The sequence below is a fragment of the Myxococcus guangdongensis genome (assembly GCF_024198255.1).
Classification (GTDB): domain Bacteria; phylum Myxococcota; class Myxococcia; order Myxococcales; family Myxococcaceae; genus Myxococcus; species Myxococcus guangdongensis.
Genome location: NZ_JAJVKW010000002.1, coordinates 282,905 through 307,276, shown reverse-complemented (window position 1 = coordinate 307,276; position 24,372 = coordinate 282,905). Strand labels below are relative to the sequence as shown.

At 71.1% G+C, this 24,372-nt stretch carries 21 protein-coding genes; 13 read left to right on the top strand and 8 right to left on the bottom strand.

The features are described from left to right. The first annotated feature begins 95 nt into the window (after nt 1-95). The 3 genes from LXT21_RS06085 (at nt 96) to LXT21_RS06075 (ending at nt 4,732) form a co-directional block, all read left to right on the top strand. Complete coding sequence (locus tag LXT21_RS06085; RefSeq protein WP_254037144.1) at nt 96-2,108, top strand: AsmA family protein; 2,013 nt, start codon at nt 96-98, stop codon at nt 2,106-2,108. Between the two features lie 110 nt (nt 2,109-2,218). After that, nucleotides 2,219-3,073 carry a metallophosphoesterase family protein gene (locus tag LXT21_RS06080; RefSeq protein WP_254037143.1) on the top strand — a complete coding sequence of 285 codons (855 nt, stop codon included), beginning with the start codon at nt 2,219-2,221 and terminating at the stop codon, nt 3,071-3,073. 33 nt (nt 3,074-3,106) lie between these two features. Beyond that, nucleotides 3,107-4,732 carry an adenylate/guanylate cyclase domain-containing protein gene (locus LXT21_RS06075; protein ID WP_254037142.1) on the top strand — a complete coding sequence of 542 codons (1,626 nt, stop codon included), beginning with the start codon at nt 3,107-3,109 and terminating at the stop codon, nt 4,730-4,732. On the opposite strand, the gene LXT21_RS06070 is transcribed toward LXT21_RS06075, so the two are convergent. After that, nucleotides 4,722-5,105 (bottom strand): hypothetical protein, encoded by a 384-nt coding sequence (locus LXT21_RS06070; RefSeq protein WP_046711388.1) that lies wholly within the window; start codon nt 5,103-5,105, stop codon nt 4,722-4,724. The genes LXT21_RS06075 and LXT21_RS06070 overlap by 11 nt on opposite strands. 188 nt (nt 5,106-5,293) lie before the next feature. Then, nucleotides 5,294-6,373, bottom strand: a complete 1,080-nt coding sequence (gene rlmN, locus LXT21_RS06065; RefSeq protein ID WP_254037141.1) for a 23S rRNA (adenine(2503)-C(2))-methyltransferase RlmN — start codon at nt 6,371-6,373, stop codon at nt 5,294-5,296. A gap of 167 nt (nt 6,374-6,540) precedes the next feature. On the opposite strand from rlmN, the gene LXT21_RS06060 reads away from it, so the two are divergent. The 3 genes from LXT21_RS06060 to LXT21_RS06050 all read left to right on the top strand — a co-directional run bounded on the left by LXT21_RS06060 (nt 6,541) and on the right by LXT21_RS06050 (nt 10,522). Beyond that, nucleotides 6,541-8,031, top strand: a complete 1,491-nt coding sequence (locus tag LXT21_RS06060; protein ID WP_254037140.1) for a glutamate--cysteine ligase family protein — start codon at nt 6,541-6,543, stop codon at nt 8,029-8,031. Between the two features lie 114 nt (nt 8,032-8,145). Beyond that, on the top strand, nt 8,146-9,573 hold the full coding sequence (locus LXT21_RS06055) for a hypothetical protein (protein ID WP_254037139.1): 1,428 nt from the start codon (nt 8,146-8,148) through the stop codon (nt 9,571-9,573). Nucleotides 9,574-9,778: 205 nt separating this feature from the next. Next, nucleotides 9,779-10,522, top strand: coding sequence for a TolB family protein (locus tag LXT21_RS06050; RefSeq protein ID WP_254037138.1), 744 nt, complete (start codon nt 9,779-9,781; stop codon nt 10,520-10,522). 57 nt (nt 10,523-10,579) lie between these two features. Here LXT21_RS06050 and LXT21_RS06045 read toward each other — a convergent pair whose 3' ends face one another. The 3 genes from LXT21_RS06045 to hemG all read right to left on the bottom strand — a co-directional run bounded on the left by LXT21_RS06045 (nt 10,580) and on the right by hemG (nt 14,053). Next, the gene (locus LXT21_RS06045) at nt 10,580-11,359 is read right to left on the bottom strand and encodes a LytR/AlgR family response regulator transcription factor (protein WP_254037137.1); all 780 of its coding nucleotides are present in this window, start codon (nt 11,357-11,359) and stop codon (nt 10,580-10,582) included. Continuing rightward, nucleotides 11,356-12,411: a sensor histidine kinase gene (locus LXT21_RS06040; RefSeq protein ID WP_254037136.1), complete on the bottom strand. Its 1,056-nt coding sequence runs from the start codon at nt 12,409-12,411 to the stop codon at nt 11,356-11,358. Before LXT21_RS06040 ends, LXT21_RS06045 begins: the two co-directional genes overlap by 4 nt. A 253-nt stretch (nt 12,412-12,664) precedes the next feature. Beyond that, nucleotides 12,665-14,053: a protoporphyrinogen oxidase gene (gene hemG, locus LXT21_RS06035; protein ID WP_254037135.1), complete on the bottom strand. Its 1,389-nt coding sequence runs from the start codon at nt 14,051-14,053 to the stop codon at nt 12,665-12,667. Nucleotides 14,054-14,149: 96 nt separating this feature from the next. Between hemG and LXT21_RS06030 the strand changes: the two genes are divergently transcribed. Next, the gene (locus LXT21_RS06030; RefSeq protein WP_254037134.1) at nt 14,150-14,848 is read left to right on the top strand and encodes an SDR family oxidoreductase; all 699 of its coding nucleotides are present in this window, start codon (nt 14,150-14,152) and stop codon (nt 14,846-14,848) included. 17 nt (nt 14,849-14,865) lie between these two features. Here LXT21_RS06030 and pdxH read toward each other — a convergent pair whose 3' ends face one another. Further along, nucleotides 14,866-15,450, bottom strand: coding sequence for a pyridoxamine 5'-phosphate oxidase (pdxH, locus tag LXT21_RS06025; RefSeq protein WP_254037133.1), 585 nt, complete (start codon nt 15,448-15,450; stop codon nt 14,866-14,868). Between the two features lie 77 nt (nt 15,451-15,527). On the opposite strand from pdxH, the gene glgA reads away from it, so the two are divergent. Genes glgA through LXT21_RS06010 form a run of 3 tightly spaced genes read left to right on the top strand, consistent with a single transcriptional unit; the run spans nt 15,528 to nt 18,390 of the window. Continuing rightward, complete coding sequence (gene glgA / locus LXT21_RS06020; protein WP_254037132.1) at nt 15,528-16,961, top strand: glycogen synthase GlgA; 1,434 nt, start codon at nt 15,528-15,530, stop codon at nt 16,959-16,961. Between the two features lie 35 nt (nt 16,962-16,996). Next, nucleotides 16,997-17,914 (top strand): serine/threonine protein kinase, encoded by a 918-nt coding sequence (locus tag LXT21_RS06015; protein ID WP_254037131.1) that lies wholly within the window; start codon nt 16,997-16,999, stop codon nt 17,912-17,914. Next, entirely contained in the window at nt 17,914-18,390 is a 477-nt protein-coding gene (locus LXT21_RS06010) for an NDR1/HIN1-like protein (RefSeq protein ID WP_254037130.1), read from the top strand. The genes LXT21_RS06015 and LXT21_RS06010 overlap by 1 nt, the downstream gene beginning before the upstream one ends. A 3-nt stretch (nt 18,391-18,393) precedes the next feature. Here the strand turns inward: LXT21_RS06010 and LXT21_RS06005 are convergent, their stop codons facing one another. Beyond that, nucleotides 18,394-19,737, bottom strand: a complete 1,344-nt coding sequence (locus tag LXT21_RS06005) for a hemolysin family protein (protein WP_254037129.1) — start codon at nt 19,735-19,737, stop codon at nt 18,394-18,396. Nucleotides 19,738-19,791: 54 nt separating this feature from the next. Between LXT21_RS06005 and LXT21_RS06000 the strand changes: the two genes are divergently transcribed. Then, the gene (locus tag LXT21_RS06000; RefSeq protein WP_254037128.1) at nt 19,792-20,571 is read left to right on the top strand and encodes a pilus assembly protein N-terminal domain-containing protein; all 780 of its coding nucleotides are present in this window, start codon (nt 19,792-19,794) and stop codon (nt 20,569-20,571) included. Between the two features lie 3 nt (nt 20,572-20,574). Here the strand turns inward: LXT21_RS06000 and LXT21_RS05995 are convergent, their stop codons facing one another. Beyond that, complete coding sequence (locus tag LXT21_RS05995) at nt 20,575-22,128, bottom strand: LVIVD repeat-containing protein (RefSeq protein WP_254037127.1); 1,554 nt, start codon at nt 22,126-22,128, stop codon at nt 20,575-20,577. 156 nt (nt 22,129-22,284) lie between these two features. On the opposite strand from LXT21_RS05995, the gene LXT21_RS05990 reads away from it, so the two are divergent. Together LXT21_RS05990 and LXT21_RS05985 are read left to right on the top strand one after the other, a co-directional pair. After that, entirely contained in the window at nt 22,285-23,280 is a 996-nt protein-coding gene (locus tag LXT21_RS05990; RefSeq protein ID WP_254037126.1) for a hypothetical protein, read from the top strand. Between the two features lie 93 nt (nt 23,281-23,373). Further along, entirely contained in the window at nt 23,374-24,366 is a 993-nt protein-coding gene (locus LXT21_RS05985; RefSeq protein ID WP_254037125.1) for a WD40 repeat domain-containing protein, read from the top strand. The last annotated feature ends 6 nt before the right edge of the window (nt 24,367-24,372 follow it).

The following is a 24,372-nucleotide window of genomic DNA, read 5'->3' as shown; positions in this document are numbered from 1 at the left end:
CGCCTGGGGCGTGCCACCGGAGGCCCGCCCCGTCGGGGGGCGCCGTGATGCCCGGGTCTGCGCATCCTCGATGCATTGGAGAAGAAGAGGATGCGATGAATAGAAGAGCCCCTTCGCATCACCACGCCTTGAAGGTCGCGCTCGGCGTCGTGGCCATGGCGCTGGTGTTGCTGGTCGTCGCGTTGGCGGTGAAGCCATCCTGGCTCGGCGAACAGCTGCGCGGTCAGGTCGAGACGGCCGCCACCCGTGCACTCGGTCACAAGGTCACCCTGGAGAAGCTGGACGCCCATTGGTTCCCGCGGCCGGGCGCCACCCTTACGAACCTCCGGGCCGAAGGTGAAAGCGACGAGCCTGCCTTCATCGAGTCGCCCCGCGCGAGCGCCACCGTCCAGCTCTGGCCGCTCATCCGGAGCCTCGGCAAGGACGTGCGCGTGGGCGCCGTGGAGCTCGAGGCGCCACGGGTGAACCTGGTCCGGCGCGAGGACGGGACGTGGAACTACGAGGCCGTGGGGCGGGCATCGGGAGGTTCGGGCACAGAGGGAGGAGGGGAGACCTCCGTCGATGCGCTGAGGATTCGGGATGGCGTCGTCCAGGTGACGGACCGACAGGCGGCGGGAGGCACGGCCGTGGCCGCGCTCCAGGACCTGGATGTGGACCTGAAGCACGTGGGCCCCGGCCTGCCGCTCGAGGGCTCACTGAAGGGGGCGGTGGCCGCCGCGAAGCAGAACGTGGCCGTGGACTTCAAGGTCGACCCGCTCCCCACGCGCAAACCAGAGCCGGGGCAGCCCTGGCCCACGGTGACGATGCACCTGCGCGGCAGGGACCTCTCCGTGCGCGCGTTTCGCGACTTCCTGCCCCCCTCGGTGAGCGCCTCCTTCACCGGGGGCCTGGTGGACGTCGACGCGGAGGTGAAGACGGAGGCGGGGCACTACGTCCTCACGGGCCACGGCGCGGCGAAGGGGCTGAAGCTCCGTGGAGATCCAGCCAGCGGCTCGTTCGACTTCGGCTCGCGGGTGGACCCGGCCAACCCGAAGGCCACGAAGCTGGACTTCACCCGCCTCGCGCTCTCGGGCCCGGGACTCGAGCTGGGGGGGACCGCGTCGGTCCAGGTGGCGCCGCTGCGCGTCCGGTTCGCGCTGGAGGGCAAGGAACTCGACCTGAGCCACCTGCTCGGCGCGCTCCCGCCCGAGTCGCAGTCGCAGGCGCCCTCCGCCGCGCTCCCGGCCTCGCTGCGCGCGCGGCTCGCGAAGGTGGACGTGGCCGGTGTGCTCAAGCTCGCCAGTCTCCGTCATGGCGCGCTCCAGGCAACGGACGTGGATGCGCAGGCGAGGCTGGACGACGGGGTGCTCGTCGTTCAACGCGGCGATGCGACGGTGTACGGCGGCCGCGCGGACCTCTCTGGCACGAAGGTGGACCTCACGAAGTCGCAGCCCGCATGGACGTTGAAGGCGAACCTCGAGGGCTTGGACACTGCGCGCGCCTTCCAGGCGCTGTCGGGGCATTCGTCATTGCAGGGCCTCGCGAGTGGCGAGCTCCACCTGGTCGGACAGGGGCTGGACTGGGCGGCGCAGCGCGAGCACGTCACCGGAGGCGGGAGCGTGCGGCTTCGGGACGGGGCACTCTCGACGACGGACCTGGGGGCGACGCTGGCCCCGGTCCTGGCGCGAGGGCTCACGCAGCTGGGACAGCCGGGCGCCGCGGGCAGCGTCCAGAAGGCGGGCAAGGGGACCCGGCTGCGGGACTTGAGCGCGCGGTTCGACGTCCGGGATGGATGGGTCTCGTTCTCGGAGCCCATGGCGTTCCAGTCGGACCTGGGCGATGGGACGCTGAAGGGGCGGGTGGGGTTGGATCAACGCCTGGAGCTGGAGGGCACGGTGAAGGCCTCCAAGGACTTCGTCTCGGGTCTCACGGGGGGCGCGGTGCCGGTGAAGGCGCCGGTGTCCATCCCCCTCACCATCACCGGCACGTTGAAGGAGCCCAAGGTGAGCGCGGGGAGCCCCACGGACATCGTGAAGGGGCTGCTGCCCGCGGTGCCGAAGGCGCTCGAAGCCCCCGTGAACCAGGCTCGCAAGGGCCTGGGAGACCTGTTCCGGAGACCTCGCAAGTAGCTGGCGCGCCAGTCCCATGGGCGGGCATGCACGTGTCGATGGGGCTTCCCCCCATCCCTCATCCGGAGAGAATGTCCGCACCCGGCCGCCCGTTCCCGGGCGGGAGTCTCATGCGCTTCATCCACTGTTCCGACGTCCACATCACCGACGACTACTTCGCGCTGCCCCTGCACAAGCTCGGCTGGCGCCGCTGGGTCGCCCTGGCCGAGCTCACCGTCGGCGGCCGCGCGAAGCGCTACGCCCGCGCCCCCCACGCCCTCGCCGCCATCGCTCGCGAGGTCGACCGCCACGCCGCGGACCACCTCATCCTCTCCGGCGACCTCACCGCGTACGCGCTCGACAGCGAGTTCAAGGGCGCGCGCCAGGCCCTCGGCCCGCTCTCCGACGACCCGAGCCGCTGCACCATCATCCCCGGCAACCACGACGTCTACACACCCGGGAGCCACCAGAAGGGCCGCTTCGCCAGCCACTTCGGCCACCTGCTCCACAGCGACCTGCCCGAGCACCGCCGCGAGGGCGCCTTCCCCTTCGTCCGCCTCGTGGGCTCCGAGGCCGCCGTCGTGGGCCTCCTGTCCGCCCGCGTCCCTCCCTCGCCCGGCCTGTCCTACGGCGTCATCGGCGACGCCCAGCTCGACGGCCTCGCGGCCCTGGTGAAGGACCCCCGCCTGGACGGCCGCGCCATCCTCGTCGTCGTCCACCACGCGCCCCTCACCCGGAAGGGACGCGCCGACCGCTGGCACCACGGCCTGCGCGACGCCCAGGCCCTGCTGCGGCTGCTCCCGGGTCCCCGCCACGCCGTCCTCCACGGCCACATCCACCAGCGCTACCACCACCCCGCCACCGCCGAGCACCCCCACATCTTCGGCGCTGGCTCCTCCACCGAGGCCGGCCACGAGGGCTACTGGCTCATCGAGGTGGCCCACGGTCAGGTCGTGGGCGGCCAGCCCCACACGCCGCCCCTGTGACAACGCCGCGTCGTCGGCGGTAGAACCCGCCCCATGACGCATCCGCCGCACGTCTCGCCGCCGGCCACGGACCTGAGCCTCGAGGAGTACAAGACGCTGCGCGCCCTCCACCGCGCGGTGGACGACCTCCTCGAGGAGAGCCTCCGCGCACGCGAGAACCTCACGCAAACCTTCCGCCGCTGCTTCCCGCCCATCCTCGCCCTCACCGGCGCCCGCGCCGTGGCGCTGACCACCCGCGACGAGGACCTGCGCACCCGCACCTGGCAGGAAGGCGACTGGGGCGGAGACTTCCCCGGCCCGCTGCTCGACGGCCCCCCCGGCCCCCAGCGCCTGGGAGACGCCACGCTCATCACCCAGCCGCTCGATGTCGCCGGAGACCTCGTGGGCTCCTTCGGCCTGCTCATCTCCGGAGACCACACGTCACCGGAGGCCTCGGCCCGCGCCCTGCGCCTGCTCGACACCATCGCCGAGCAGCTGGACACCGTGCTGTGCCTGGTCCACACCGCGTCGGAGAAGCACCAGCTCATCATCCAGTGCAACGCGCACCTGGCCAACCCCGTGTTCGAGGTAGGCATGGACCAGGCCGTGCTCACGCTGGCCCAGCGCGTGCGCGTGCCCTCGTTCCTCCTGCTCTACCGCGACGCCGTGCGCCCCCAGGTGCTCCACTACCGCCTGTACCGCAACGGTCACCTGGAGTTCGAGAGCGGCGAGCAGCCCAGCCAGGACGTGGAGCGCGCCCTGCGCCAACACGGCCACCGCCTGTTGTCCGAGGAGGTCTCCGCGCTGCGCCAGCTGCTCCCCGGCCGCACCACCGAGGCGGTGCTCATCTCCGGCTCCGCCACCAGCGAGCCGTTGGGCAAAATCGCCGTCGCCTGTGACGAGGGCTTCTCCGCGTACACGATGGACCTGCTTCGCGTGCTGGCCTCCACGCTCAGCCAGCGCCTGCTCGACTACAACCGCGAGCGCATCCACCTGTCGCAGTTCTTCCCCACCAGCATCATCGACGCGCTCCTGCAGGACCCCAACTACGCGCAGCACCTGCGCGCGCAGGACCAGGAGGTGGGAATCCTCTTCGCGGACATCAACGGCTTCACGCGCATCTGCGAGCACGGCTTCGACAGCCCGCGCAACATCGGCCGCTTCGTGGACGAGTGGAGCGCGCGCGCCGTGGACTGCATCTGGGAGCACGGCGGCGTGTTCGACAAGATGGTCGGCGACTGCGTCATCGGCCTGTTCGGCCCGCCCTTCTTCAAGTCCAGCCGCCGCGAGCGCGCCGAGGCCGCCGTGCGGACCGCGTGCGACATCCAGGCGCTCACCGCCCGACTCGGAGCGCGCGAGGAGGTGGCCGCGCTGTGCGAGCGCGTGAAGCTGCCCGGGCTGGGCGTGGCGGTGGGCGTCAACCTGGCCCACGTCAACTGTGGCCTCTTCGGCCCCAACCGTCAGTACACCGCCTTCTCCAGCGGCATGAACCAGACGGCGCGCCTGCAGTCACTGGCGGGCTTCCGCGAGACGCTCGTCATGGCGAGCGCCCGGGATGTGCTGGTGGACTCCACCGAGCCGTTCATCCAGGGCCTGCGCTTCGGCGCGCTCACCGAGACGCCGGTGAAGAACGTGGCGCAGCCCCTGCGCCATCACCGGCTGGACACCCTCACGCCGTGAGGTGCGAGGCCGCGTAGCGCCGGGAGAAGTGAATCCACCGGCGCTCGTCCACCTCCACCTGCCACTCGGAGTTGGGCGTGAGCGGCAGCCGCTCCTTGAGGAAGCTCTCCAGCTGGTCCGCCGCCTTCACGGGCGTGAGTCCCGGCGCGCGGAAGGCGATGTGCAGCAGCACCTCCAGCCCCGCGGAGACCTCCACGCACGCGCTGATGCGCAGCGGGCCCACCCGGCGCTGGTACAGCGTGTTCTGACCCGGCCATACGGCTGGGTCCGTCTCACGGCGCGCGGCCGAGAGCCAGTTGGACGGCTGGAGGATGAAGTCGAGCAAGTCGCTGCTCGCTTCTTCCGTCGTCGAATGCTCCTGGATGGAAAGCATCGCCCACCTCCCCGGGGAAGCCGATGGAAAGAATGTGCCCACGGCCATGGAGCGTGCAAGAGCCCCCCCGCGGAAACCTCGCGGGTGTCCTCCAGCGACACAAGATGAAGGTGTGGGTCCGGAGGTCGGCACCTGGCCTCCGGCGGCGGGACGTTAACGGGCGCGACTGACATGCGCGCGCGAGCGCGTCACGGGCTGGTGGGAAGTGAACGGCGCGAGCGTCGCTCCACGGCGGACTTCAGCTGACCACAGCCCGCGTCGATGTCGATGCCCCGGCGTTGACGCACGGTGCTGGGGACACCGTGCGACATCAGCACGTCCTGGAAGGTGCGCACCGACTCGGGGCGGCTGGGCCCGCCGTCGTAGCCCACCGTGGGGTTGAGGGGGATGACGTTGACGTGCGCGTCCATGTCCCCCAGCAGCGCGCCCAGCGTGTGGGCGTGCTCCACCGTGTCGTTGCGTCCCTCGATGAGCGTCCACTCGAAGAAGATGCGGCGCTTGCGTCGGGCGATGTAGTAGCGGCACGCGTCCATCAGCTCCGCCAGCGGCCAGCGTCGGCCCGCGGGCACCAGCGCCGCGCGCTCCGCGTCCGTCGCGCCATGCAGGCTCACCGCCAGCTGCACCGGCCGGTCCTCATCCGCGAGTCGACGGATGCCCGGCACCACGCCCACCGTGCTCAGCGTGATGAAGCGCGGCGCCATGGCCAGGCCCAGCGGGTCCACCAGGACATCCACCGCGGCCAGGGTGTTGTCGTAGTTGTGCAGCGGCTCGCCCATGCCCATGAGGACGATGTTGCGCAGCGTCTCGCCGGACTCGCGGAGGATGCGCTGCACGTGGAGAATCTGCCCCACGATTTCGCCGGGCGTCAGGTGACGCGACAGGCCCATCTGCCCCGTGGCGCAGAAGACACAGCCCATGGCGCACCCCGCCTGGGTGCTGATGCACACCGTCGCCCGTCCCTTGAAACGCATGAGGACGGTTTCAATCGTCTGCCCGTCCTCCAGCTTCATGAGCAGCTTGTGGGTGTGGCCGTCGGAGCTGAACGCCTCGTGGTGCGTGGTGAGCTGCCCCAGCCGCGCGCGCTCACGCAGGGCCTGGCGCAAGTCCGCGCGCAGCCCCTCCACCTCGTCCAGCGCCCGGGCCTGCTGTCGGTACAAGCCGGACCAGAGCACGTCGCGGTGGTGGGGCCGGTAGCCCCAGTCGGACAGCAACGCGCCGAGCGCGGGCCGCGTCAAATCGTAGAGGTTGGTGGGCGTGTCGGACGGCATGGCCAGGACGCCAGATAACACACCCGGGACCCTCGTCACCCGGGTGCCCCGAAGTGGGAGACGGACGAGTCCCCGGAGCGGACGGCCCCTGGAAGTCCCGGCGGCCGGGCCGGCGAGCCCCTGGCGAGTGCTGCCGGTGCGGGCGACCGTGCACAGGTTGTCCGCGCATGGGGCTCTCCATCCAGCAGGAGGAATTCGGTCCGGAGGACTTCGAGCGCTTCTCGCGCAGGCTCGACGAGAGCCTGGAGGCGCTGCGCATCGTCCTGGCGAGGCCCGGCTTCGGCGAGGGGCCGACGACGATTGGCGCGGAGCTGGAGTTGTTCCTCGTGGACGACCGGGGCTTCCCGCTGCCGATGAACCAGCAGGTGCTCGCGCGCACGAAGGACCCGCGCGTGACGCTGGAGATGGACCGCTTCAACCTGGAGGTCAACCTGCGCCCCGGTCCGCTCGCGGGGCGGCCCTTCACCGCGCTACGGGCGGAGCTGGAGGATTCGCTCGCCGAGGTGCGGCGCGCGGCGGCGGCCGAGGGCGCGCGGGTGGCGGTGATTGGAATCCTGCCCACGCTGCGCGAGGCCGACCTGGGCAAGGGCGCGCTGACGGCCCAGCCGCGCTACCGCGCGCTGAACAACGCCATCCGCCAGCGCCGAGGCAAGCCCATCGAGGTCGCCATCCGCGGCGACGAGGAGGCGCTGACGCTCGCCTGGGACGACACGACGCTCGAGGGCGCGAACACGTCCCTCCAGTTCCACCTGCGGGTGACTCCCGCCGACTTCGCGCGCCTGTACAACGCCGCGCAGCTGGCCACCGCGCCCGCGCTGGCCATCAGCGCCAACTCGCCGCTGTTCCTGGGACGCAAGCTCTGGGACGAGACGCGCGTGGCGCTGTTCCGTCAGGCCGTCGATGACCGGAGCGAGCCGGGTGAGGGCGGCTTCCAGCCCCACGCGCGCGTGACGTTCGGCCATGGCTGGGTGCGCGAGGGCGCCTACGAGCTGTTCGCCGAATCCGTCGCGCTGCACCCGCCGCTCCTGCCCGTCGTGGGGCACGAGTCCCCGCTGGAGCACGCGGCCTCGGGCCGTCCGCCGGGGCTGGAGGAACTGCGGCTGCACCAGAGCACGGTGTGGTCCTGGAACCGGGCCGTGTACGACCCGAAGGACGCGGGGCACCTGCGCATCGAGCTGCGCGCGCTGCCCGCGGGCCCGTCCGTCGTGGACATGGTGGCCAACGGCGCGTTCCTGCTGGGCCTGACGCTGGGGCTTGCCGAGCGCATCGACGCGCTGCTCCCCGCGCTGCCCTTCGCGCACGCCGCGGGCAACTTCATCCGCGCCTCGCGAAAGGGGTTGGACGCGGAGCTGCTGTGGCCGGGCGAGTCCGCGCCGAGCCCGCGCGTGGTGCCCGTGGTGGACCTGGTGCGCAGGCTCATCCCCGTGGCCCACCGGGGGCTGGTGTCCGCGGGCGTGGAGGCCGAGGAGGCGACCCGGATGCTGGAGATCATCTCCCGCCGGGTGGACACGCGCAGGACGGGGGCGCGCTGGCAGCGGCAGGTGCTCACGCGGCTGGAGGCGGGCATGCCCCGGCGGGACGCCCTGGCGGCGATGCTGGAGCGCTACCTGGAGCTCACGGCCTCCGGGGCCCCCGTGCACGACTGGCCGGTGGAGTAGGCGAGGGCGGCCGGGCGGCCTCGGGAGGACCCCCGCCGTTGCGAGCCGGGCGCGGCTGGGGCGAATATCCGGGCGCCCGCCACGTCAGCGGCAGAGGTCCTGCTCTTCGTGCCCATGTCCCGACTCCTTCCTCCTCTGTTGTTGCTCGCCGCTCTCGGAAGTGCCTGTTCCACCCTGCGAGGTCGCGCCGATGAGCTGGCGCGCAACGGCCAGTTCGTCGAGGCCGCCGGCCTCTATGACGACCTCGTCGCCAAGGACCCGCATGACAAGTCGCTGGTCACCGAGCGCGACGGCCTGCGCGGCAAGGCGCTGAGCCAGCTGCTCGGCAACGCGCGGCGCTTCCGGTTGGACGGCGTCGACGAGCGGGCCGAGGACGACCTCTTGCGCTTCCTCGACCGGCGCGCGCAGTGGAACGCCAAGCTCAGCGGCGGCCTGGAGAGCTCGCTCCTGGAGGAGATGGAGGGCACGCACCGGCACCTGCGCGCCATCATCGTCACCCCCGCGAGCCAGGGACAAGCGTTGACGGCGGAGGAGATGCTCATCCGCAAGCGCCCGCTGCTCGCGCACAAGGAGATGGTCGGCATCCAGCGCGAGATGGAGTCCTCCGTGCTCAACAGCGGCAAGGACACCTGCGGGCGGCTCAAGGCCGTGAAGTCCGACAACGGCTCGCACTGGCGCGAGCTGGTGTCGCGCTACTGCCGCCACTGGCGTGAGGTCGCGCCCGAGCCCGCTCCCGCCCCCGAGCTCACCAGCGTGCCCACGTGGGATGGCCAGGTGTCGGGCCTCGACTCCGCGCGCATGGAGCTGCTGCGCTCGCGGCTCTCGCGCGCCTACGAAGTCTCGCCCTGGTATTCGCCCGCCGCGAAGCCCCAGCCGGGGATGCTCCTCGCCGGCCGCTTCGACACGCGCCGCGGCAGCGAGAACGTGGCCATGACGGCGCCGTACACGGAGAAGGTCCCCTACACCGACCACGAGGAGCGCAAGGAGACCATCGAGGAGCCGTTCGAGGCGGACGAGACGTACACCGACAAGGACGGCAAGACGAAGACGCGCAAGGTGACCAAGGTGCGCACGTTCACGCGCAACTTCACCGTGCCCGTCACGCGCTACAGGGATGTGGCGCGCACCTTCGAGTTCCACGCGCTGCGCCTGTCGGTGGATCACCAGCTCACGCTGTCCTCCTCGGGCGTGCTGGACCCGCGCCGGGGCCCGGTGGCGACGGTGCTCCAGGACCACCTGTCCGAGTCCTCGCTCGAGCACGACGTCCACTTCGAGCCCGGCGAGGTGCGCCCGCGCCGCGCCAGCTTCACGTCCCCCGAGGGCTGGCTCGAGCAGCGCGTGGAGCTGATGGCCCGGCGCTTCGCGGAGTCGCTCTCCATCCACTGGCGCGAGTCCTACTGCGACGTGCCCATGCGCACATTGGACGAGGCTTCCCGCTGTGCACGCGCCGGCACCCAACTTCCCACCCCTGCATACCAGCTGCTCTCGGAGGTGCTGGGCGACGACGCGGCGCGCATCCCCGCGCTGTTCGTCAACCGCTGACGCGGTGCGAGAGACGCGTCCGGTAATCGGCGGGTCAATTGAGACTGGGTGGATTGTTCCAACAGTCTGACGTGAAATACCCGTGAGTGCGGGTCAGACTCCTTTGTCAGTATTCGTACTCAGCAGCGGAAATTTTCACACAGAGGACCGTATGCATCCGAATGAAGTCCGAAGCATCGCTCGTCGCGGGACACTCGTGATGTGGATGGCTTCTTCTCTGGCGCTGACCGCTTGCGGTGGCGCGGACGTGGAGGCCGCATCCTCCGGTGATGCCACCGTGGCGGAGCAGTCGCAGAGCGCCGTCGCGGACCGACGCATCATCGTCTACCTCACGCCGAGCCAGCAGCTGTACGCGGTGGAGGACGGCAAGTCGACGCTCATCGCCGAGCGCGCGAGCACCCCGTCGGTGTCGCCGGATGGCAGCCAGGTGGTGTTCGCGAAGCTGCCCTCTTCGTGGAACGTGGGCCAGCCGGTGAAGAGCGCGGAGCTGCACCTGTACAAGGTGAGCAACCGCAAGACGGAGCGGCTGACGACGGGCCATGACGACCAGAGCCCGTCGTGGACGCCGGACGGCAAGAGCATCCTGTTCCAGTCGAAGCAGCGCTCGGGGCTCGCGTCCTTCTGGCGCGTGAAGCCCAACGGCAAGAGCCTCGCGCAGGTGACGAACCAGCGCACCACGCTCGCCACGGACCCCGCCTACGTGCCGGCCCCGGTGAGCAACACCCCCGTGCAGTGGGGGCCCAACCAGCGCCGCATCATCGTCTACCTGTCGCCGCAGACGACCACGACCACCGAGGTGCGGGTGCTGAAGCTGGACGCCGCGGACGACGTCGCGTCGGCCTACAGCCTGGGCCAGGGCACCTCGCCCACGTGGACCCAGGATGGCACCGTGCGCTTCCAGCGCGTGGTGAACGGCAAGCTCGTCGACGTCGAGGTGTGCGTGCAGTAGTCGCAGGCGAGGTGCGGCGCGAGCTGGGCGCGCCGCGACACGCGAGGGGGACTTCGTTCAGCCCTCGTCCTCGGCGCTCTTGCGCAGACCCAGCATCCTCCGCAGCTCGCGCGCGGACTGGCGGCTGACCTCCACCGCGTGGCCCCGGGACGTGCGCGCCAGATAGCCTCCCGTCTCCAGGGGCTCCAGCCGCGCGACGTGACGCAGGTTGAGCAGCGCCCGGCGGTGGACCCGGTGGAACATGTCCTGGGGCAGCTTCTCCGCCAGCTCGTTGAGCGTGAAGTCGGTGAGGAACTCGCCCTGCGCGGTGAACACCGTCACCAGCTCGTCATCCAGCGCCGCGTGGGAAATCGTCTCCGGGTCCACCAGGACGATGCCCTGCCGCGTGGGGATGGGCAGGCGCGCGAGCGCCCGCGTCTGCTGCTGCGGCTTCTCCGGGGGCGCGCTGTCCACGCGGGGGCGTGCGTCCGTGCCGAGTCGCGCGCGCACGCGCTCCAGCGCCTTCTGCAGTCGCGCGGGCTCCACGGGCTTCAAGACATAGTCCACCGCGCCGTGCTCGAACGCGTCCACGGCGTGCTCGGCGTGCGCGGTGCAAAGGACCACGTGAGGGCCTCCCGCGGGCAGCAGCGCGAGCGCGTCCAGGCCGCTGAGGCCGGGCATGTGGATGTCCAGCAGCACCACGTCCACGCCGCCCGCGCGCACCGCGGTGAGCACGGCGTCCCCGTCGGCCGCTTCGCCGCACACCTGCACGTCGGGCAGCGCGCCCAACAGGCGTGACAGGCGCTTTCGGGCGAGCAGCTCGTCGTCGGCGATGAGGACACGCAGAGGAGGGCTCACGTGATGACTCCTGGCAGGGGGCCCGAGCGGGGCAGGGTGACGGTGACACGGGTGCGCTCCGCGTCACTGGTGAGCGACAGGCGCGCCTGTTCGCCATAGGCCAGCGCGAGCCTGCGCTCCACGGTGGGCAGGCCCGCGCTGCCCTCGCGCGGACCTCGGGAGGCGCCGGGGTTCTCGATGGCCACCGCCACCTGGCCGTCGCGCACCTGCACTTCCAACGACAGCCGGCCCCGGTGGCCCGCGGCGGGGCCGTGCTTCACCGCGTTCTCCGCCAGGGGCAAGAGCACCAGCGGCGGCACGGGCACGTCCTCGGCGCCAGGGCGGATGTCCACCGCGAGCTGGAACAGCTCTGGGTCCCTGAGCAGGTGCAGGTCGAAGAGGGTGCGCATCAGCGCCAGCTCCTCCGCGAGGGGCCAGGTCGCCTTGCGCACGCCCGCGAGCACCGAGCGCAGCATGGTGGACAGCCTGAGCACCGCGGCCTCCGCCACCGCGCCGTCCTCGCGGCACCACTCGGCGATGGCGTTGAGCGTGTTGAAGAGGAAGTGCGGGTCCAGGTGGCTGCGCAGCGCGAGCAACTGCGCCTGCTCCGCCTCCAGCGCGAAGCGGGCCGCGCGGGCGCGCTCCTTCGCCAGGGACTCCTCGAAGCCGATGTCGCGCCCCAGTCCCCAACCGCCGACGAGGAACAGCGCGTTGCACACCATGAGGTTGGTGCGCTGGGTGAGGAACGTGGGCCCCATGTCCAGCAGGTTGGGCAGCACGAAGCCCGTCACCAGCACCACGCCGCTGCCCAGCGTGCCGTACATCAGCACCCGCACGCCGCCGTGGCTCAAGTCCAGCCCGCCCGGGAAGAGGACCCGGTAGGTGACGGGGGCGACGCCCACGAAGACCAGGCACATGAGCACGCCCAGGTGCGGGGCGAGCGGCTCGCGGCTGAAGCTCACCTGCGCGGCGACGAGCGGGGCGCAGACGAGGAGGATGGGCACCAGCCTGCGGGGCTCGGCGAGGGCCCGCAGGGTGGCGCGGACGATGGACCCTTCGGGCTTCTCCGACATGCTCCCGACGGAGCCTACACCGTCGGGGGTGTCACTGCTCGGGGGCCTTGTCCAGGTCGAGCTCGAGCGCGTCGACGAGGATGCTTCCGGCGAGGACGACGGGGAACAGGACGATGGCGGCGGCGACGAGGAGGGTGGGGGGCATGGGGGTCTCCGAAGGCTGCGCAGCATGCATGCCCAGTCTGACGTGCCCTCGTCCCACCGCTGACGCGGGGGCGCCGGACGGTCGCCGCCCGGGCCCGAGCCGTCGTTTTCAGGCCCCCGCGTCCACCAGCGCGTCCGCGAGCGCCAGCCCGTTGCGGATGCAGTCGTTGAGGCCCACGCCCTTGTAGGCGTTGCCCGCCAGGTGCAGCCCGGGCAGGCGCGTGAGCGCCCGGTCCACGCTGTCCATCCGCTCCAGGTGGCCCACGTTGTACTGGGGGATGCCCCGCTTCCAGCGGAAGACCTCGGTGAGCGTCGGCGTGGCGGTGACCCCCGCGAGCGCCTTGAGCTCCTCGCGCGCCAGCGCCACCAGCTCGGCCTCGTCCAGCGCCACCAGGTCCGGCCGCGTCGCGCCGCCCACCATGCACGTGTAGAGCACCCGGCCCGCCTCCACGCGGAAGGGGAACACCGTGGACGCGTGGATGGAGCCGAGCAGCCGGCGCTGCTCCATCGGCGGCACCAGGAAGCCGAAGCCGTCCGGCGCGGGCGTCGTCCCCGCGTCGAAGCCCAGGTGCACCACGGCGATGGGCGCGTAGTCGATGCCGCCCACGCCCGCGGCCAGCTCCGCGTCCAGCGGCTCCAACAGGCCCCGCGTCACGTATGCGGGCGCGGCCAGCACCACACGGGACGCCTTCAGCTCCGAGCGCTGCCCCCGCTCACTCACCGCGAGCCGCCAGCCGTCGTCGCCCCGCGTCAGGCCCTCCACCGTGGCGCCCGTGCGCGCGGCGTCCCCGAGCGCCGTGCCCAGGGCGTCGATGAGCGTGCCGAGCCCACCCTCGAAGGTGCTCAGCGCGCCGCTGAGCTTCGGCGCGGTGCTGCCCGCGGGCAGGGCCTTCGCCTGAGCCGTCGCCTGAGCCTTCTGGGCCTGGATGGCGCCGAGGATGAGGCTGCGGTGCTCGCGCTCCAGCTTCACCAGCTGCGGGAACGTGGCGCCCACGCTCAGCCTCTCCACGTCGCCCGCGAAGATGCCCGTCTGCACCGCGTCCAGCAGCACCCGCGTCGCCGTGGGCCCCAGGTGCCGGCGCCCGAAGTCCGCCAGGGACTCGTCCACGCCGGGGGCCGCGCGGCCGCTGAACAGCTCCCCCATCACCCGCAGCTTCGCCCCGAAGGGGAGGATGTCCGACTTCAGGAACGCGGGCGGCGATGCGGGCACCGAGCGCAGCTTCCCCCGCGTGTAGACATACCGCCGCTTCGCCGCCCCATCCGCCGCGCGAATCCTGTGTTCCAGATTGAGCGCGGATGCCAGCTCTCGCATGGCGGGCTCGCGGTCCAGGAAGCTGTTGGGGCCCGTCTCCAGAAGGAAGCCCTGCTGCGCGCGCGTGCCCACCGCGCCGCCGAGCCGGGAGGTTGTCTCCAGGACAACGGCATCCCTACCGCGGGAGCGCAATCGCCAGGCGACGACCAGACCTGAAATCCCACCTCCTACGACGGCGACAGTCATGGGTTGTCTCTCCTGAATCAAATTTTCCGGTGACCAGCGTGCACTCAGTCGCGTCATTCGTCCGTGTTTTGCCAAGGACATCCATTCGGCGCGTTAATGAAGAGCATGCGCTACGTCATCACCGGAGCGAGCAGGGGCATTGGGTATGAGTTCGTCCAACAGCTCCTCGAGCGCGGCGACATCGTCGACGCCGGGGTGCGCACCGAGGAGGGGAGGCGGCGACTGGAGCCGCTGAAACACGGCTGTGCGGGGCGCTTGAGAATCCACGCGCTGGACGTGGCCGACGAGGCGAGTGTCAGGGAATTCGCCGACGAGGTGCTGCGCGAGCCGGTGGATGTCCTCATCAACAACGCGGGCGTGGCGGGGCTGTGGTGCGCGCTGACGGACGTGGACTACGCGGACGTGGTGCGCACGTTCGCGGTCAACGCGCTGGGGCCGCTGCGCGTCACCAGCGCGCTGTTGCCGGGGCTGCTGCGGGGCAGCTCTCGCAAGGTGGCCTACGTCACCTCGCGCATGGGCTCGCTGTCGTCCAACAGCGACGGCGGCGCTTATGCCTATCGGATGTCCAAGGTCGCGTTGAACATGGGCGTGCGCAACCTGTCCAATGACTTGCGTGCCCACGGCATCGTCCCCGTGCTGCTGCACCCCGGTTGGGTGAAGACGGACATGGGCGGACCGGACGCTCCGCTGCCGCCGCGCGACTCGGTGCGAGGGATGCTCAACGTCATCGATGAGCTGCGCGCCGAACACAGTGGTCGCTTCTTCGACTACCAGGGCGCGGAGGTGCCCTGGTAGCACGAGGGGGGCGTCCGCTACGGGTAGAGCATCTGCGTGCGCCACGTGTCGCCGTCGCGCAGGTAGACGTGCCGGTCATGCAGCCGGCTGGGCTGGGCGTGCCAGAACTCGATGCGGTCTGGCACCACGCGGAAGCCGGACCAGTGCGGCGGGCGGGGCACGTCCCCTCCCGCGTAGCGCTGCTCCACGTCCTCCACGCGCGACTCCAGCTCGTCGCGTGAGCCCAGCCGCTGGCTCTGGAGGCTGGCCCACGCGCCCACCTGGCTGCCGCGCGCGCGGCTCTGGAAGTACGCGTCGGCCTCCTCGGAGGACACCACCTCCACGCGGCCCTCCACGCGGACCTGCTCGTCCAGGGGCTGCCAGTAGAAGCACAGCGCGGCGAAGGGGTGCGCGCGCAGCTCCTGACCCTTGCGGCTGTCGTGGTTGGTGAAGAACACGAAGCCGCGCGCATCGAAGTCCTTGAGCAGGACGACGCGCGCGCTGGGGCGGCCGTCGGCGCCGACGCTGGCCACCACCACCGCGTTGGGGTCCACGGGGATGGCCTTCTTGGCGCGCTCGAAGACGTCCGCGAAGCGCTGGATGGGGTCGGGAGGTATCAGCACGGGCGCACCATAAGGGACGCCGACAGTGGGCGCACGTTCACGGTTGACTCATCCCGTGCAACCGTCATGGTTGTCACATGAAGATTCTCTTCATCTCCTCGGAGGTGGCGCCCTTCTCGAAGACGGGGGGACTGGGGGACGTGGCTGGCGCGCTGCCCGCCGCGCTCGCCTCGCTGGGCCACGACGTCAAGGTCGTCACCCCGCGCTACCGTGACTTGCGCGACGCGGGACGACTCGTTCCCACCGGACAGTCGCTCCAACTGCGCTTCCCCTTCGGTGAGGTGGGCGGGCCCATCCTCTCCGCCCGCGTGGCGGAGGGGCTGGAGGTCCTCTTCCTGGAGAACGAGCACTTCTTCGGCGGCCGCCACGGCCTGTACGGCGACGCGGCGGGTGAGTTCGGCGACAACGCGCGGCGCTTCGCCTACCTGTCCGTGGGCGCGCTCCAGGCGGCCCAGCGCGTGGGCTTCCAGCCGGACATCATCCACGCGAACGACTGGCAGACGGGGCTCGTCCCGGTGGCGCTGCGGCGCGGCTTCGAGTCCACGTCGCTGTCGCGCGCCAAGAGCGTGTTCACCATCCACAACCTGGCCTACCAGGGGCAGTTCCAGAAGGACGCGATGGCGGACCTGGGGCTGCCGTGGGACCTGTTCACCTCCGAGGGCGGGCTCGAGTTCTACGACACCGTCAACCTGCTCAAGGGCGGGCTCGTCTTCTCCGACGCGCTCACCACCGTGTCGCCCACGTACGCGCGGGAAATCCAGACGCCCGAGCAGGGCTACGGCCTGGACGGGCTCTTGCGCCGCCGCGCCCACCGGCTGCACGGCATCCTCAACGGCGTGGACGTGCACGAGTGGAACCCCGTCACGGACCCCTACCTGCCGGCGCGCTTCGGCCCCCGGGAGATGGAGGGCAAGGCGGTGTGCAAGCGGGCGCTGCTGTCGCGCTTCGGCCTGCCGGAGGGCGACGCGCCCGTGTTCGCCATCGTCAGCCGGCTGGCGTGGCAGAAGGGCATGGACCTGCTGCTGGAGGTGCTGCCCACCGCGCTCCAGGCGGACATCCGCTTCGTGGGCGTGGGCAGCGGCGAGGGCCCCCTGGAGGAGGGGCTGCGCGCCCTGCAGGCCCGCTTCCCGCGCCAGGTGTCCGTGCACCTGGGGTTCGATGCGGCCCTGTCACATCAGGTGGAGGCCGGCGCCGACTTCTTCCTGATGCCCAGCCGATACGAGCCGTGTGGGCTGAATCAGATGTATTCGCTGCGTTACGGAACCGTTCCCATCGTCCGGGCCACTGGAGGGCTGGTGGACACCGTGGAGGGGGGGCTGGACGGCAACGGCATCCTCTTCGAGGCCTTCCACAAGGCCGCGCTCCTGGCCGCCTTCCGCCGGGCCCAGGCCCTCTATGCGGACCCGCCCCGGCTGGCGGATTTCAGGCGGCGGGGCATGGAGAAGGACTTCTCCTGGGATGTCTCCGCCCGGCGATACGAGGCCCTGTATTCAGCCTTGATGGCTGAATAGTGGGTGCCTGCGGAAAATCGCAGTAGGCTTGTGTCGTGGCGGATGCTCCGGACCTGGGTGGCTACGAAGTAGTTGGCCGACTGGCCGTTGGCGGCATGGCGGAGGTGTACCAGGCGCGAGCCCGGTCCACGACGCAGCGCTCGCCCGGCGAGCCTGACGAAGTTGTCATCAAGCGGTTGCACCCGTCGTTCCGCAACGACACGGCCTACGTGAAGGCCTTCGTCGACGAGGCGAAGCTGACGGTGCGCCTGCGACACGCGCACATCGTCCGGACGTTCCGCCTGTTCAAGGCGGGGCCGGACTACCTCATGGTGCAGGAGCTCGTCAGTGGCCGGACGCTCGGCTACATGCAGGAGCTCTTGCTCAAGGCCGGCGCGGCGATGCCGCCCGAGGCCGCGTGCTACATCGCGTGGTGCCTGCTCAAGGCGCTCGACTACATCCACCGCGCGAAGGTAGGGGAGAACGGCGCCACCATCGTCCACCGCGACCTCAACCCGGCCAACGTGCTGCTCGGCATCAACGGCGACGTGAAGCTGACGGACTTCGGCGTGGCGGAGGTGGAGGGGATGATGCGCGGCGACGCGGGCGCGCTGCGCGGCACGCTGCCGTACATGAGCCCCGAGCAGGTGCTGGGGCAGCTGGTGGACTCGCGCACCGACTTGTACGCGGTGGGCATCATCCTGTGGGAGCTGTTCGCCAGCCGGCGGCTGTACTCGGGCGACAACGAGGCGGACCTGATGCACAAGGTGCGCGACGCGCGGGTGCCGCTCCTGTCCTCGGTCACGTCGGACCTGCCGGACTACGCGGGGCTGGTGGTGCGCAAGGCGCTCTTCGCGGACCGGGCGCGGCGCTTCCAGTCGGCGGCGGAGTTCATCAAGGCGCTGGAGGCGCTGGCCCGTCGGGCGGGCTGGCCCCTCACGGTGGAGGCGCTCCAGCCCCTGTTGGGCGGCTGATGCGCGCACGGCTCCTCGTCCTCGGGGCGCTGGCGGCGCTCGGTGGCCCCGGGTGCCTGGGCGCGGTGCCCCTCAAGCCGCGCGCCTATGACGAAGCGGTGCGCGTCGAGTCGCTGGACGTGGACTTCCAGGCGGACGGCTCGGGGCTGCTCGACGTGGGGCTCCAGGTGAAGAACCCCGCGTCGGACGCCGCGACGCTCACCTCGGTGGACTTCGAGCTGTGGGTGGACGGACGGCGCGTGGCCACCGGCCAGCAGCACGTGGACGCGGCGCTGCCGCCCCAGGCAGAGGTGCCCCTGCGCGTGCTCTTCCCGCTGTCCGCCGAGCGCGTGGTGCCGGTGACGGCGCCGCTGCCGGTGCGGCTGCGCGGCGGGGTGGTGCTGCGCTTCGGTGGCACCGAGCGGCGGGCGTCCTTCCGGGTCCAGGGCTCGCGCAAGCTCACGCACGTGCCCCCGCTGGAGGGCATGGCGGAGTGACGCTCAGGACTTGGCGGCGGGGGCCTCGGAGCGCGGCTCCTTGGGGCGCGCGTCCTTGCCGGGCGTGGCGCTCTTGAGCCGGGACATGCGCACCCGGTCGATGCGGGCGCCTTCCTTGTTGGCCACGACGAACTGCCAGCCGTTGTAGGTGAAGCGCTCGCCCACGTCCGGCAGGTGGCCGGCGAGCGACGACAGGTAGCCGCCCAGCGTGTCGAAGTCGCCCTCGGGCAGCGGGAAGCCGAACGCCTGGGTGAAGCGGTCCACCTCCATGGCGGCGTCCACCATGAAGCTGCCGTCCGCCATCTTCTCGACCTGCTTCTCCTCCACCTCGAACTCGTCGCCGATGTCGCCGACGATTTCCCGGAGGATGTCCTCCAGCGTGACGACGCCCATGAAGCCGCCGTACTCGTCCACGACGATGGCCATGTGGATCTTGCGCTTCTGCATGTCGCGCAAGAGGTCGCCGATGGGCTTCATCCACGGCACGAAGTGCGCGGGGCGGATGATGTCCTGCAGGACGATGAGCTCCGGGTGCTGGAGCAGCGGGATGATGTCGCGCGCGTGCAGCACGCCGATGATGTGGTCCACGTCGTCCCGGTACACGGGGATGCGCGAGTGGTTCTCCTCGGCGAGCAGCCGCAGCAGGTCCTCGGAGGAGATGGTGCTGTCCACCGTCACCACGTCGGTGCGCGGCACCATGACGTCGCGGCAGCGCTTGTCGGACAGCTCGAAGATGGAGCGGATGAGCTGGGGCGCGCTCTTGTCCACCTCGTTCTTCGCGGCCTGCGCGGCGAGCAGCTTCTCCAGCTCCTCGAGCGGCGGCGGGGGCGGCTCGAAGCGCAGCGTGCGGCCGAAGGTGCGCGCCATGAGATTCAGCACGCCCAGCACCACGCGCATGGGCGGATAGAGCACCGCCACCAGCAGCGACACCACGCCCGACAGCCGCAGCGCCCAGCGCTCCGGGTTGGCGTTGGCGAGGCCACGCATGGTGACCTCCATGAGGCTGGCCAGCACGCCGACGAACAGCGCGCCCGCGGCCACGGTGGCGACGGGCAGCCAGGCGGCCTCCCCGTAGCGCGTCAAATCCAGCATGCGCGGCGGGACGAACGCGCCGATGGCGGCGGCGAGGAACCCGCTGAGCAGGGTGCCCAGGCGCAGCGCGGTGGCGGTGGCCTCGCGCTCCGTCTTGTGGCGCAGGACGCGTCGGCTCGACGCGCCCTGGTGAGACTCGGCCAGCTCCTGTGCACGCAGGTCCGACGTTCCGTAGAGCGCGGATTCGGCCGCGGCGACCAGGGACCTGACGAAGCACAGCGCCAGGCAGGCGACCCAGAGGGCCCAGGTAGGCATAGAGCACCGTTCTTATCCCGTGCTAAGGGTCCGTTCCACCCCGCCGGAGCCCCGATGCCCGCTCGCATGTATTCCCTTGGAGCACTCCTGGCCCTCCTCGTCCCCGCGCTGGCCCTGGCGTGGCCGGTGGACCTGGTCCTGCCCCTGGACGTCGACAAGGAGCGCTTCCAGAAGCTGGCCGCCGTCGAATGGGTGGAGGTGGAGGACCCCTCCGTGGCCCACGTGGAGGTGCTCCAGGGCAGCAACGAACTGTTGCTCAGTGGGCGAAAGCCCGGGCGCACGCTGATGCTCCTGTACGCGGAGGGGCGCTTCGCCGTGTGGCGGCTCACCGTGGGGGCTTTGCCGGACGAGGACGTCACGCCCCGGCTGGCCGCGGCGCGCAAGGCGTGTCCGGACCTGAAGGCCACGCAGGGCTCGGAGCGCGCGCTGACGGCCACGGTGAAGGACGCGGCGTGCCGCGCGGCGCTGATGGAGGTGCTGCGCACGGACGCGTTCGTCGCGCGCGACTTGGAGCTGACGTTCGACGTGCCGGCGCTGCAGGAGCAGCTCACGTCGTTCACCACCGCGTTGCAGCCGCTGGGCCTGGAGGCGCGCTACAGCGGCGCGGGGCTGGTGGTGTCGGGCTCGGCGAGCCGCGAGGACTGGCACAAGGCGCTGTGGGAGCTGTTCCGCCGCTCGGCGGGGCGGGTGCCGCTGGAGGACCGGGTGGAGGTGAAGGCCCCGGAGCCCTCCGCCACGCCGGACGCGGGCCCCGACGTGAAGCCGGAGCCCCCGGTGGAGATTGAAATCCTCAAGCCCGCGCCGAAGAAGCCCGCGCGCAAGAAGGCGCAGTGAGGCTCAGGGCGTCTCGCGCAGGATGAGCAGGCCGCGCGAGGTGTCCACCGCGTAGATGAAGCCATCCCCGGGCACGCGCATGCCGATGGCGCCGTCGTAGAAGCTCTCGCCGCGCATCGGGTCGTCCGGACGGAAGGTGTTGTAGTGGGCCACCTCGCGGGGGCTCTCCGGGGTGGACACGTCCAGCACGCGCACGCCTTCGTGGTACCAGGCGACGTAGAGCTTCGTGCCGGACAGCACCATGTTGTGGATGGAGACCTGCTGGCGCCGCCGGTACTCACCGATGCGCTTGGGGTTGGCGGCGTCCGTCACGTCCAGCACGCGCAGGTGCGCGCCCCAGTCCTCGCCGCCCTCGAAGGCGATGAGGCGCTCGCCGTAGCGCGCGACGGCGCTGGCGTGGCTGTTGGAGTGCTCGTAGCGGTAGGCGCCGAGCTGCCGGGGCGCGACGTCGTCCTGCAGCGCGGCGATGACGTAGCCTGCGCGCCAGAAGTTGACGTAGAGCCGCCCCTCGAAGGCGAACATGTCGTGGGGGCCGTAGGACGTCGCCGCGGTGAAGCCCGTGGCCTGGAAGGTGCCCGTCAGCTGCGGGTCGAGCGGCTGGGAGATGTCGTAGACGAGCACCTCGCCGGTGGGCGCGGGGGAGGCGGCGAACAGGCGGCTGCCCTCGACGAACACCGTGTGCACGTTGGTGCGCGAGGTGCCCATCGCGCGCACCTCCAGGGGCTCGCCCGGGGTGCTGATGTCGAAGACGATGACGCCGCGCGAGTCGCTGGCGATGTAGAGCGCGTCGTCCTTGGCCCACACGCCGTTCCAGTAGTTGTCGTTCGCGCGTCGGATGTTGCGGGTGAGCCTGGGGTGCGCCGGGTCGCTCACGTCGTAGACGAAGAGGCCCCCGTACAGGGACACGACGTAGGCGTGGCCCTTGGTGACGTAGACGTCCACGGCGAGCCCCGCGGACACGGCCGTCTCGGAGAGGCGCTCCAGGCCGGAGGACTCCGGCTCACCGGCGCGGGGCGTCACCTTCCACGCGTCGAAGGTGCCCTCGCTCTCGAGCCGGCCGTTGATGCAGTCCACGTAGCAGCCCTGCAGCCGGTCCGGTTCGGGGGACTGGCAGCCGATGAACGAGCGGCGTCGGGAGGTGGTGCCCGAGGCGAACGAGCCGGAGGCGAAGACGACGCCACCGGCATGCAGCTGTTTCGTGTCGAGGGGCAGACCGCCCACGTACTGGTCGCCCGAGTCCGCCAGTCGCATCGACTGGGAGGAGAAGGCGTAGGCGTTGCCGTAGCGAGGCGAGCGCGCGCGCACGTGAATCGTGTAGACGCCGTCGGGCTCCAGCGAGGCGAGTTGCCCGGGCGTGCAGCCGGTGGTGTTGAAGCTGCCCAGGCTGCCGCAGGCGTTGGAGGCGGCGTCCACGCTGCATGTGGCGAAGGGGCCGGTGTCCTCCCAGTCGCCCACGTCGGCGTCGCCGGCGGGCGGCTCGGGTTCGGGGTCCGGCTTGTCCTTGCCGCAGGCCATCAAGGCCAGTGTCATCGCGGCCAGCATCGACAGGGCGCGCATGGGCTCATCCTGGGGAGTGGGTGTCGGGGTGGTCATATCGCGAAGGTGCGGGTCGTGCCTCGGGCGCGGTGCGTCGAGGTGCCGCGTGGCGCCGGGCTTGGGGTATGAACGCCTCAGGGATTCGGGTCATCTGGAGGAGCGCGGATGCGAGTGTCGATGCGGTCGACTGCGTGGGTGTTGGGATGGGCGCTGCTCGCGCCGTGGAGCGCGGGTGCGCAGGACGACGATGGCTCGGTGAAGTTCATCGTCCCCTCCGACGTGGAGCGGGGCTGTCCGAAGCGCCCGGACGTGGTGCCCTTCACCCAGCGCTCGCAGGCGGGGCTGGAGGGCTCGGGGTGGCTGGTGCACCAGGCCATCATCCCGGAGTCGAAGGACCCCTACTTCAAGGGCATGGAGCGGGAGCGCGTGGGCTTCAAGCGGGTGGACGAATTGGACATCCGGAAGCTGGGCGCGCCCGACCCGACGATTCCGCTGTGGATCTACGGCAAGACGGACACGGTGCCCTGTCGCGCGGTGCCGAGCGCCTGGTGGGCCGTGCGCATGGGCACCACGGACGCGGACCGCAAGACGTTCCTCATGGCGGAGGTGCAGGCGGAGTGTGACCTGCTGCCGCCGGGCCGGTTGTCCGGCACTCCGGTGGCGCTGCGGCAGAAGGACGAGCCCACGGGCTGCAAGCTGCGCCGGCCGACGGAGCGCGAGACGGGCAAGGAGGCGGAGGGGCTCCCCTCGGACGTGATGGAGTATGTGCCCGCGCGCGACTGCGACATGCCGGAGTGCGGACGGCTGTGGGAGCGCATCGGCGCGAGCTGGGATGACGGCACCACGGTGAGCGACTTCCTGGTGACGTGGATGGAGCGCGCCGGGAAGAAGAACCCGTGTGACTGGGCCACGGAGGACTTGTCCGTCGTGCTGCACAAGCCCGTCGGGGCGCTGACGCCCGTGCAGCTGCGCAACGGTGGCTCGGTGTTCTTCGGCGGACTGCACGACAGCGCCGGGCTGAGGTTCATCCTCACGCGGGACTTGATGTCGCTCTACGTGCATGAGGTGGCCAAGCCCAAGGCCGCGCCGAAGGCCGTGCGCTACAGCAGCCCCTCCGAGGAGGACCTGATGGTGCAGCAGCGCACGCTGTCCCCGTGCAAGGTGAAGCGCTGAGGGAACTCGTCGTCTCCGGTGACCCGGGAAGCGCCGTGGCTTCGTATGCGGAGGGTGGGGCGCCTGTACCCGCCCCGTCGGCCGAGCGTCCCCATGCGAGCTTCCCGTCCCGTCATCACCGAGTCCAACGCCGCGAGACTGAGGCCGGTGGCCAGGCTGGGTCCCGCGCTGCCTTCGTTCATCTCCGGTCAGCGGCTCGCCTTCGACCCGGCGGGCACAAGGCTCGGCGCCCTGGCGCGGCGGGGAACTCCCCTCCGGTGCTGGGATTTGGAGGCGCTTTCGTCGGAGCCGATGTGGACCCACGGGCCCACGTCCGGGATGCACGCGCTGGTGTTCCCCACGGCGGAGCACGTGCTGACGGTGTGGTCCGCGAACGGCTCGCCCCAGGGGCGGTGGCGGCCGAGGCTGGTGGCCCTCTCCGCGACGGACGGCTCACAGGCGCGTGAGCAGCACCTGCCGCACGCGGTGACCCGGCTTGCCGCGTCCGCGGAGGGCGCGCGGTTGCTGCTGGTTCCGTTGGAAGGTGACTCACCCGAGGTGTGGGGCCTCGAGTCCTGGCGGCCGCTTTGTCAGCTCTCGCCCATGGACATGGGGGTGTCGGTGACGGCGTGCGCGCTCTCTTCAGAGGGGCGCCACGCCGCGGTGACCTTCCACGCCGATGACCGACGCAGGGAGAACCTGTGGCTCTGGGACGTCGCCGCCGACGCCCGTCCCGTGGCGCTCTCCATCGACGCGCCCACGGTGTGGAGCCTCGCCTTCCATCCGACGCAGCCGCTGCTCGCCGTGGGCGGAATCACGGAGGAGGTCGCGGTGGTGCACGTGGGCGAGCGTCGCCAGGTGAGGTCACTCGCGGGCTTCTCTGGCTACGCGTGCAACCTGAGCTTCAATCCCGAGGGCACGCTGCTCGCCGCCTCTCGCGATGGTCGAGGCTTCGGCGTGCATCGCTTCGACACGGGAGAAGAACTGTTCCGCTTCAGCGACGGCGAGGAGCTGCACACGAGCGACGCGGTGTTCTCACCCGACGGGCGCCTCGTGGCGTGGGGACAGTCGGACGGCACCGTGGGCCTGTGGGGCGTGGAGGACTGACACCCG

Excerpts from the sequence above, each read along its gene's own strand:
- LXT21_RS06075 (WP_254037142.1), top strand. The coding sequence starts at position 3,107 with ATGACGCATCCGCCGCACGTCTCGCCGCCGGCCACGGACCTGAGCCTC.
- glgA (WP_254037132.1), top strand. The coding sequence starts at position 15,528 with ATGAAGATTCTCTTCATCTCCTCGGAGGTGGCGCCCTTCTCGAAGACG.
- LXT21_RS05985 (WP_254037125.1), top strand. The coding sequence starts at position 23,374 with ATGCGAGCTTCCCGTCCCGTCATCACCGAGTCCAACGCCGCGAGACTG.
- LXT21_RS06060 (WP_254037140.1), top strand. The coding sequence starts at position 6,541 with ATGGGGCTCTCCATCCAGCAGGAGGAATTCGGTCCGGAGGACTTCGAG.
- LXT21_RS06085 (WP_254037144.1), top strand. The coding sequence starts at position 96 with ATGAATAGAAGAGCCCCTTCGCATCACCACGCCTTGAAGGTCGCGCTC.
- LXT21_RS05990 (WP_254037126.1), top strand. The coding sequence starts at position 22,285 with ATGCGGTCGACTGCGTGGGTGTTGGGATGGGCGCTGCTCGCGCCGTGG.
- LXT21_RS06080 (WP_254037143.1), top strand. The coding sequence starts at position 2,219 with ATGCGCTTCATCCACTGTTCCGACGTCCACATCACCGACGACTACTTC.
- LXT21_RS06040 (WP_254037136.1), bottom strand. The coding sequence starts at position 12,411 with ATGTCGGAGAAGCCCGAAGGGTCCATCGTCCGCGCCACCCTGCGGGCC.
- LXT21_RS06055 (WP_254037139.1), top strand. The coding sequence starts at position 8,146 with ATGTCCCGACTCCTTCCTCCTCTGTTGTTGCTCGCCGCTCTCGGAAGT.
- LXT21_RS06005 (WP_254037129.1), bottom strand. The coding sequence starts at position 19,737 with ATGCCTACCTGGGCCCTCTGGGTCGCCTGCCTGGCGCTGTGCTTCGTC.
- LXT21_RS06010 (WP_254037130.1), top strand. The coding sequence starts at position 17,914 with ATGCGCGCACGGCTCCTCGTCCTCGGGGCGCTGGCGGCGCTCGGTGGC.
- rlmN (WP_254037141.1), bottom strand. The coding sequence starts at position 6,373 with ATGCCGTCCGACACGCCCACCAACCTCTACGATTTGACGCGGCCCGCG.
- LXT21_RS06050 (WP_254037138.1), top strand. The coding sequence starts at position 9,779 with ATGGCTTCTTCTCTGGCGCTGACCGCTTGCGGTGGCGCGGACGTGGAG.
- LXT21_RS06070 (WP_046711388.1), bottom strand. The coding sequence starts at position 5,105 with ATGCTTTCCATCCAGGAGCATTCGACGACGGAAGAAGCGAGCAGCGAC.
- LXT21_RS05995 (WP_254037127.1), bottom strand. The coding sequence starts at position 22,128 with ATGCGCGCCCTGTCGATGCTGGCCGCGATGACACTGGCCTTGATGGCC.
- LXT21_RS06000 (WP_254037128.1), top strand. The coding sequence starts at position 19,792 with ATGCCCGCTCGCATGTATTCCCTTGGAGCACTCCTGGCCCTCCTCGTC.
- hemG (WP_254037135.1), bottom strand. The coding sequence starts at position 14,053 with ATGACTGTCGCCGTCGTAGGAGGTGGGATTTCAGGTCTGGTCGTCGCC.
- LXT21_RS06030 (WP_254037134.1), top strand. The coding sequence starts at position 14,150 with ATGAAGAGCATGCGCTACGTCATCACCGGAGCGAGCAGGGGCATTGGG.